The sequence below is a fragment of the Burkholderia sp. BCC1977 genome, from assembly GCF_905339595.1.
In the GTDB taxonomy this organism is placed as follows: domain Bacteria; phylum Pseudomonadota; class Gammaproteobacteria; order Burkholderiales; family Burkholderiaceae; genus Burkholderia.
Window position 1 is genome coordinate 1 of record NZ_CAJPGQ010000092.1, and the last position, 5,595, is coordinate 5,595.

Annotated in this window: 5 protein-coding genes and 4 pseudogenes; 3 read left to right on the top strand and 6 right to left on the bottom strand. The window is 59.1% G+C overall.

Annotation, left to right across the window (positions count from 1 at the left end; genetic code table 11):
• The 3 genes and pseudogenes from U5771_RS34480 to tnpA form a co-directional block, all read right to left on the bottom strand.
• Positions 1 to 191 (bottom strand): annotated as a pseudogene (locus tag U5771_RS34480) (IS66 family transposase); the annotation flags it as partial.
• A gap of 90 nt (positions 192 to 281) precedes the next feature.
• Positions 282 to 635: an IS66 family insertion sequence element accessory protein TnpB gene (tnpB, locus tag U5771_RS34485; RefSeq protein WP_322028084.1), complete on the bottom strand. Its 354-nt coding sequence runs from the start codon at positions 633 to 635 to the stop codon at positions 282 to 284.
• Positions 635 to 1,099 carry an IS66-like element accessory protein TnpA gene (gene tnpA / locus U5771_RS34490; RefSeq protein ID WP_322028085.1) on the bottom strand — a complete coding sequence of 155 codons (465 nt, stop codon included), beginning with the start codon at positions 1,097 to 1,099 and terminating at the stop codon, positions 635 to 637. Before tnpA ends, tnpB begins: the two co-directional genes overlap by 1 nt.
• A gap of 576 nt (positions 1,100 to 1,675) precedes the next feature.
• On the opposite strand from tnpA, the gene U5771_RS34495 reads away from it, so the two are divergent.
• Both U5771_RS34495 and U5771_RS34500 read left to right on the top strand, forming a co-directional pair.
• A complete protein-coding gene (locus U5771_RS34495; RefSeq protein ID WP_415859470.1) occupies positions 1,676 to 2,203 on the top strand; it encodes an SRPBCC domain-containing protein in 528 nt (175 codons plus the stop codon).
• A 127-nt stretch (positions 2,204 to 2,330) separates the two neighbouring features.
• Positions 2,331 to 2,477 (top strand): hypothetical protein, encoded by a 147-nt coding sequence (locus tag U5771_RS34500; protein ID WP_322028086.1) that lies wholly within the window; start codon positions 2,331 to 2,333, stop codon positions 2,475 to 2,477.
• A 60-nt stretch (positions 2,478 to 2,537) separates the two neighbouring features.
• Here U5771_RS34500 and U5771_RS34505 read toward each other — a convergent pair whose 3' ends face one another.
• Together U5771_RS34505 and U5771_RS34510 are read right to left on the bottom strand one after the other, a co-directional pair.
• Positions 2,538 to 3,503, bottom strand: coding sequence for a LysR family transcriptional regulator (locus U5771_RS34505; protein ID WP_322028087.1), 966 nt, complete (start codon positions 3,501 to 3,503; stop codon positions 2,538 to 2,540).
• Positions 3,504 to 3,741: 238 nt separating this feature from the next.
• A pseudogene (locus U5771_RS34510) lies at positions 3,742 to 4,043 on the bottom strand (LysR substrate-binding domain-containing protein); the annotation flags it as partial.
• Between the two features lie 424 nt (positions 4,044 to 4,467).
• Between U5771_RS34510 and U5771_RS34515 the strand changes: the two are divergent.
• A pseudogene (locus U5771_RS34515) lies at positions 4,468 to 4,744 on the top strand (transposase); the annotation flags it as partial.
• 45 nt (positions 4,745 to 4,789) lie between these two features.
• Here the strand turns inward: U5771_RS34515 and U5771_RS34520 are convergent.
• A pseudogene (locus U5771_RS34520) lies at positions 4,790 to 5,226 on the bottom strand (transposase); the annotation flags it as partial.
• Between the last annotated feature and the right edge of the window lie 369 nt (positions 5,227 to 5,595).

A 5,595-nucleotide genomic window follows, 5' to 3' on the forward strand; every position in this document is an offset into this window, starting at 1 on the left:
ATCTGCTCAGCCTCGTCGAAGACACGATCCCGCAGCTTCTCGCTGCTCGGGGCGAAGCGCTTGCTCTGCGCCAGGCGGAACTGTTCCTCCAACTGGGCAAGCCGTTCGCCCAGTTGCCGGTTGCGTGCCTCGAGTTCACGGATGTAGGCCTGGGCGGCCGGCGGCAATCGGGAGAAGTCGTCTTCGTTCATGCCCCCACGATAGCGAAGTGATGCGCGCGGTGGGTTTACGGGAATTTGTAACAGGCAAGTCAGTCGTTGTTTACCGGCAACGCTCGGCGTTCAGCTCGCGTGACGGTACGGCCGCACCGGATGGCGGCGCACTGCGTCAATGTCGATGCCGTCGAGCAGCCAATGCAACTGTTCTGTCGTCAGCTCGATCACCGCTTGTTGACGACGTGGCCAGACGAAGTGGTCTTCCTCGAGGCGCCGCAACATCAGCCAGAAGCCGGTGCGCTCGTAGACCAGCAACTTGACCCGGTTACGTCTGCGGTTGTGGAAGGCAAACACGGCGCGCGCAAACGGATCGAACTGCATGGACTGCTCGACCAACGTCACCAGACTGTTGATGCCGGCGCGGAAGTCGATCGGCTCACGATGCAGGAAGACCTTCAGGTCTGCCTCGAATCGAAACATCAGCGCGCTCCCAATGCGGCAATCATCGCGGTCACGAGTGCGGCATCGCGTTCCGTGCATTCGAGTTCAAGCTTCACGCCGTTGGGCAACTGAGCCGACAGCCGCACTGTCAGTGTCGCTCGTGCCGACAGACGCGACGGCTCCGCTTCCGGTGTGGGCCGCGAAGCGACCGGCAGAGCCATCGTCGGCGCCGGCTCACCAATCGCGACCACCGGCACGAAGGCCGACGACGCCACGGCCATGTCGTCTCTCGAAGTGGTATTTGACTGCTCGCGCAGGCGAACCCATTTGCGCAACTGGTTAGCATTCACCCCAGCCTTCAGGGCCAGGCCAGACAGCGATGCGCCCGGCTGCAGGCAGGCATCGACTAGTCGTTGCTTGTCCACCGGGTCGAAGCTGCGCTTGCCGCCGACACCAACGCGTGTCACACGCAAGGGCAAAAAGGTCGAGTCATCCTGGGTCATGGATTGCGTCCGCAAGTTGAATTGCGGACTCAATCGTGGACCTTCTCAGCCGCGCAAGCTAGGTGCGCCGAAATTCGCGCTTACCTTGATGGAGCGTTTTGCGGCTCGACGGCGGATGAGATAGTCGTCCCACTCAGGATCGAATGGCTGTGCCATGCTGTGGATCTTGACGTGCCTGGTAATCGGGATCGTCGATGCACGGAAGAGTTTCAGGCCATTATTGCCGTTGGCCGGATCGACTGTAGCGAAGACCCATGAGCGACATCCATCTACCCGGAAGCATTTCTTCCTGACTGCCGTCTACTGCTCACGTCGAGCCCATCCGATAGCATCGCGATTCTCCTGTCGTCAACCACCTACGCTACGGTGCTGGTCGAGTGCTTACCCAGGACTCAATCTCTCACGTGGCTGTGAATCTTGCCTGTTTCGGCCACGGAGCCACTGGTTGGACGCGCAGGTTCGGCTGCTACCGAGATATATAAAATTCTGATGGTGGTGATAAAAAATGAGGATTTGATTTATTTTATGTAGATCCCCATCATTTTCGTAATATCACCGAACGTGAGGACTATCCCCATGGAAATGAATGCCATCATCTGGCCCGAAGGCTACGTGCCGGGCTTCACTGAGAACTTCGCCTCCAACGAGGTCATTGTTGCTGGCCTGAGCGCTGCGGACGTATGGCCGTTGCTTGCCACTCCGTCGCTGTGGCCGACCTACTATGCCAACTCGGCCAACATTCGGTTCTACGACGGCAAGGGTCCGATGCTGAGCGACGGCGATCGCTTCTACTTCGAAACCTTCGGTTTCCCGGTTGAGGCGCAGTGCAATGAGTATATTGCCCCGGCAGCCGACCAGCCCGGCCGCGTGGCTTGGCACGGCTGGGCGGGGGAAGTCGGCGCCGGCGACCGTCTGGATGTGCACCACGCGTGGCTGGTGGAGGACCTCGACGGTGGCCGCGTGCGCGTCCTCACGCAGGAAACCCAAAAGGGTAACCCGGCCCAGCAATTGCACGATGCCAAGCCCAATCCGATGATCAACGGTCACCAGGATTGGCTTGATGGAATCGTCTCAGCTGCCATCAAGGCAAAGCGAAACAATTGATGAACGTCATCGTCGATCAGGCTACGGCGGACTCGACCGCCCTTAAGTCCGTGCCTTCCTGATTCCGGCCAACCGGGCCGCGGGCAGATCCGTGTCGTGCTGCATGCCACTTCGATAAAGTTGCCCAATGGCGGTAGCCCGCAGACGACGGCCGGCTGCCGATTCCGATGCTGCCGGTGAGGTCGAGGCGGTGGTCGCGGGCGTCAACGAGCTTTGTCGTGGCGACCGCGCGGTGTTCGCGATCTTCCCGCAGTGGCGCGCCGGCTTCATGTAGCCGGCGACTGGCGTAGCGACGTGAGCACGCGGCTCCGGACTGCTAGTTCGGCACGGCCTGTTAGGGGGTTATGCCGCCATTTTTCAATTTCGAAGATGTACGAACATAGTTCGTTCGAGCGTTGAAGGTGGCGCATTTCTCGAACAAGAGTTCGCGTAGCCAGCGATGGGCAGTATCACGATGTGTCCGCTCGTGCCAGGCCGCGACTTTGGTGAAACCGGGTACCTCGATTGGTGGTTCGAATACCACAAGCCCCTCTATGCCGGCCACCAGTCGGCTCGGAAGGATCGCAACCATGTCGCTAGCGCTCAATATTTCAGGAATGATGAGAAAGCTCTTGGCCGACAAGGTGACCTGTCGTCGCTTGCCGAGCTTCGCCAGTGCTTCGTCTGTCACACCCCGAAACCCGCTGCCAGCGTATGAAACGAGTGCGTGGTCCAGCGTGCAGAATTGATTCACGGTCAGGCGTTTGCGGCCCTGAATGGCGGGATGACCATCTCGGAGCACGCAGACATAATGTTCCTCGAATAGGTTCCTGGCATGAAGGTCCGGCGGACTGCTTTCGGGGGTTATCAATGCCAAATCTATGTCGCCGCGCTCGAGCTGCGTGTGTACTCGCTTGTCGTCGACTGGAACGAGCGCGACCTGGACGTGTGGCGCTTGCTGCTTGAGAGCCGACAGAAATGGTATCGCGACGGCACGCAATGCATAATCGGTGGCGGCGATGGTGAAAGTCAGTTGTGCGATCGAGGGATTGAAGATCGGTGGCTGAAGCAGTGCACTGATTTCGCTGATGATCTGTTTGAGTGGCACACCTAGTTCGAGGGCGCGCTGTGTGGGAACGATGCCGCGGTGCGCACGCACGAACAAAGGATCCGCGAAATTCTCGCGTAATCGCACCAGCATGCCGCTCATCGCCGGCTGGGTGACTCCCAGCCGCGTGGCTGCGCGTGTCACATTGCACTCATCTAGCAGTGCGTCGAGAGCTTTGAGCAGGTTGAGGTCTAGCGCCTTGATGTCTTTCATGCGTGGATTTGAAGAAAGGACAGACTGCCTCGATGATATCTTTGTATCGTCAAATTTGGCATCGCGACGTTTGAGCGTTGGGCGCCGTGAATGAGTTCAGCCGGGCTTGGCTCGATGATAAGAGGGAGTCGTGATGACGAACGCACTGTTATTGAATATCGAAAGCGTCGAGACTATGGAGACGCTCGGCGTGGCTGATTCGACGGCATCCATTGGGCACCACAGCCATGCATATGCGCTATCCGGTCGCAGCCGCGGGGGGCATCGCGCGAGCGACGTCGGTCGACACGGTGCGGATTGCGTTGATCAGTTCGCGGGCGGCAGGCGAAGCCGGGCTACCGATGCGCGTCGTCAATCCGATATCGCGCTCGTATCGCGCATGGGAACATCGAGGACGGCCAGCAAGCCGGATTCGCACTGGTAATGCAATTGCTGCGCCGACAGCACCGCGATCATGTCGGTGTGCGGAAGGAGCCCCTGGATGACAGTGAGGTCAGCCGCTTCGACGGTCGGCATCGGCGGCTTGACCTTCATGCGGCGGCGCGACTGCTGCGGCGTGCACCAGTTCGCGAGCGCGCCGAGTTCGGCGAACACGCGCTCTCTGCGTTTCAGCACGGCCCGGCCGACCGGTGTCGCGAGCATACCCGACGGCTTGCGATCGAACAGCGGTTCGCCGCGGGTCGTTTCGAGTTCCTGCCGTTGGCGTTCGAAGTTTCCGCTAACAGTGTCCGCAGATAACTCTCGGCAGCGCCGTCAGTAAAGGCCGAGAGCGATGTTCTCGTCGTGTCCGCTGCGATGCGTTCGTGCATCAAAAAGAGTGATGCATGTTCGTGAATTCTGCTAATGCACCTTCAAGAGTTCTCGATTTCTGTTGGGGGTGCTATGCATAACTTGCGCCCGGATGTGCTTGTCGAGGATCAGTGAGCAAGCGAACATTTAGGCCATGAAATAAACCGATCTTGGACTGAACTTGTCGACGAAACGCACGCGCAAGCGCGAATTCCTGGACGAGATGAACCGGGTTGTGCCGTGGCCGATCTGGTGATGCTGATCGCGCCGTACGCGCCAGAAGGCAAGCGCGGTCGCCCACCGTTCGCGATCGAAGCGATGCTGCGCATCCACTTCCTGCAGCAGTGGTTCGGCTTGTCGGACCGGCGATGGAGGAAGCGTTGCACGACGTGCCGCTGTACAGGGAGTTCGCCGGGCAGGACAACTGGACGGTGCGTATTCCACGCCAAAGCGAACGCAGTTTCCACGACTGTAGGTGATGTCGGTGACCAGACCCTGTTCTGCTTGATCAGTCTCAGAAACCGGTTGTCTTCGCGCTTGCGCGCACTGCCCCAATGACGCCGCCAGACGTAATAGCCACTGCGATGAACGCCGAGCACTCGGCACATCGTACGCAGACAATGCTCGTCGATATGGGCCCGCATGAATGCGTACCTTGCTGTCATCCCTTTGCAAAGTACGCCGCGGCCTTTTTTAGATTGTCGCGCTCCTCGGTCACCCGCTTGAGTTCGGCCTTCAGCCGTCGCACCTCTGCGCTCTGGTCCAGTTCCGCCTGCCGCACGACATCGGGCTTATCGAAATTCGCCCGCCAGGCATATAGGCTGTGCGACGTAATGCCCAAACGCTGAGCCACATCTGCAACCGAATGACCACGCTCGGTGACTTGCTTGACTGCTTCGATCTTGAGCTCATCCGTGTACCGCTTGCCGCTCATACTGACCTCCTCGGTTGCCACAAATTATGGCTCGAAGATGTATACGAAAGGCTGGCCGGTCCAGTCGATGCTGGTGAGGCGTCGTTGGCGTTTCACTCCTCAAAACAGATCCGCATCCGGTGTCGACAAGTGGGTGCAGGTAGAGGCGGACGCACTGGGCACGCATTTGCGGTTTGTCGGACGAGTCGATTGCCCGCCTCTCGTTTAAGGCCTCCCTTCCCCTCTAAAGATTACATTTCCGTACAAGACCCGCTGGCTGTTGTATTTCGTAATCTTGGACCGAGAAAATTAAGGGATAACCCTGATACGCTTCGATCCCATCCGGGAAGGCAACGCTCAGTTGCGATGCGCGCCACAGCATTCCCGTCT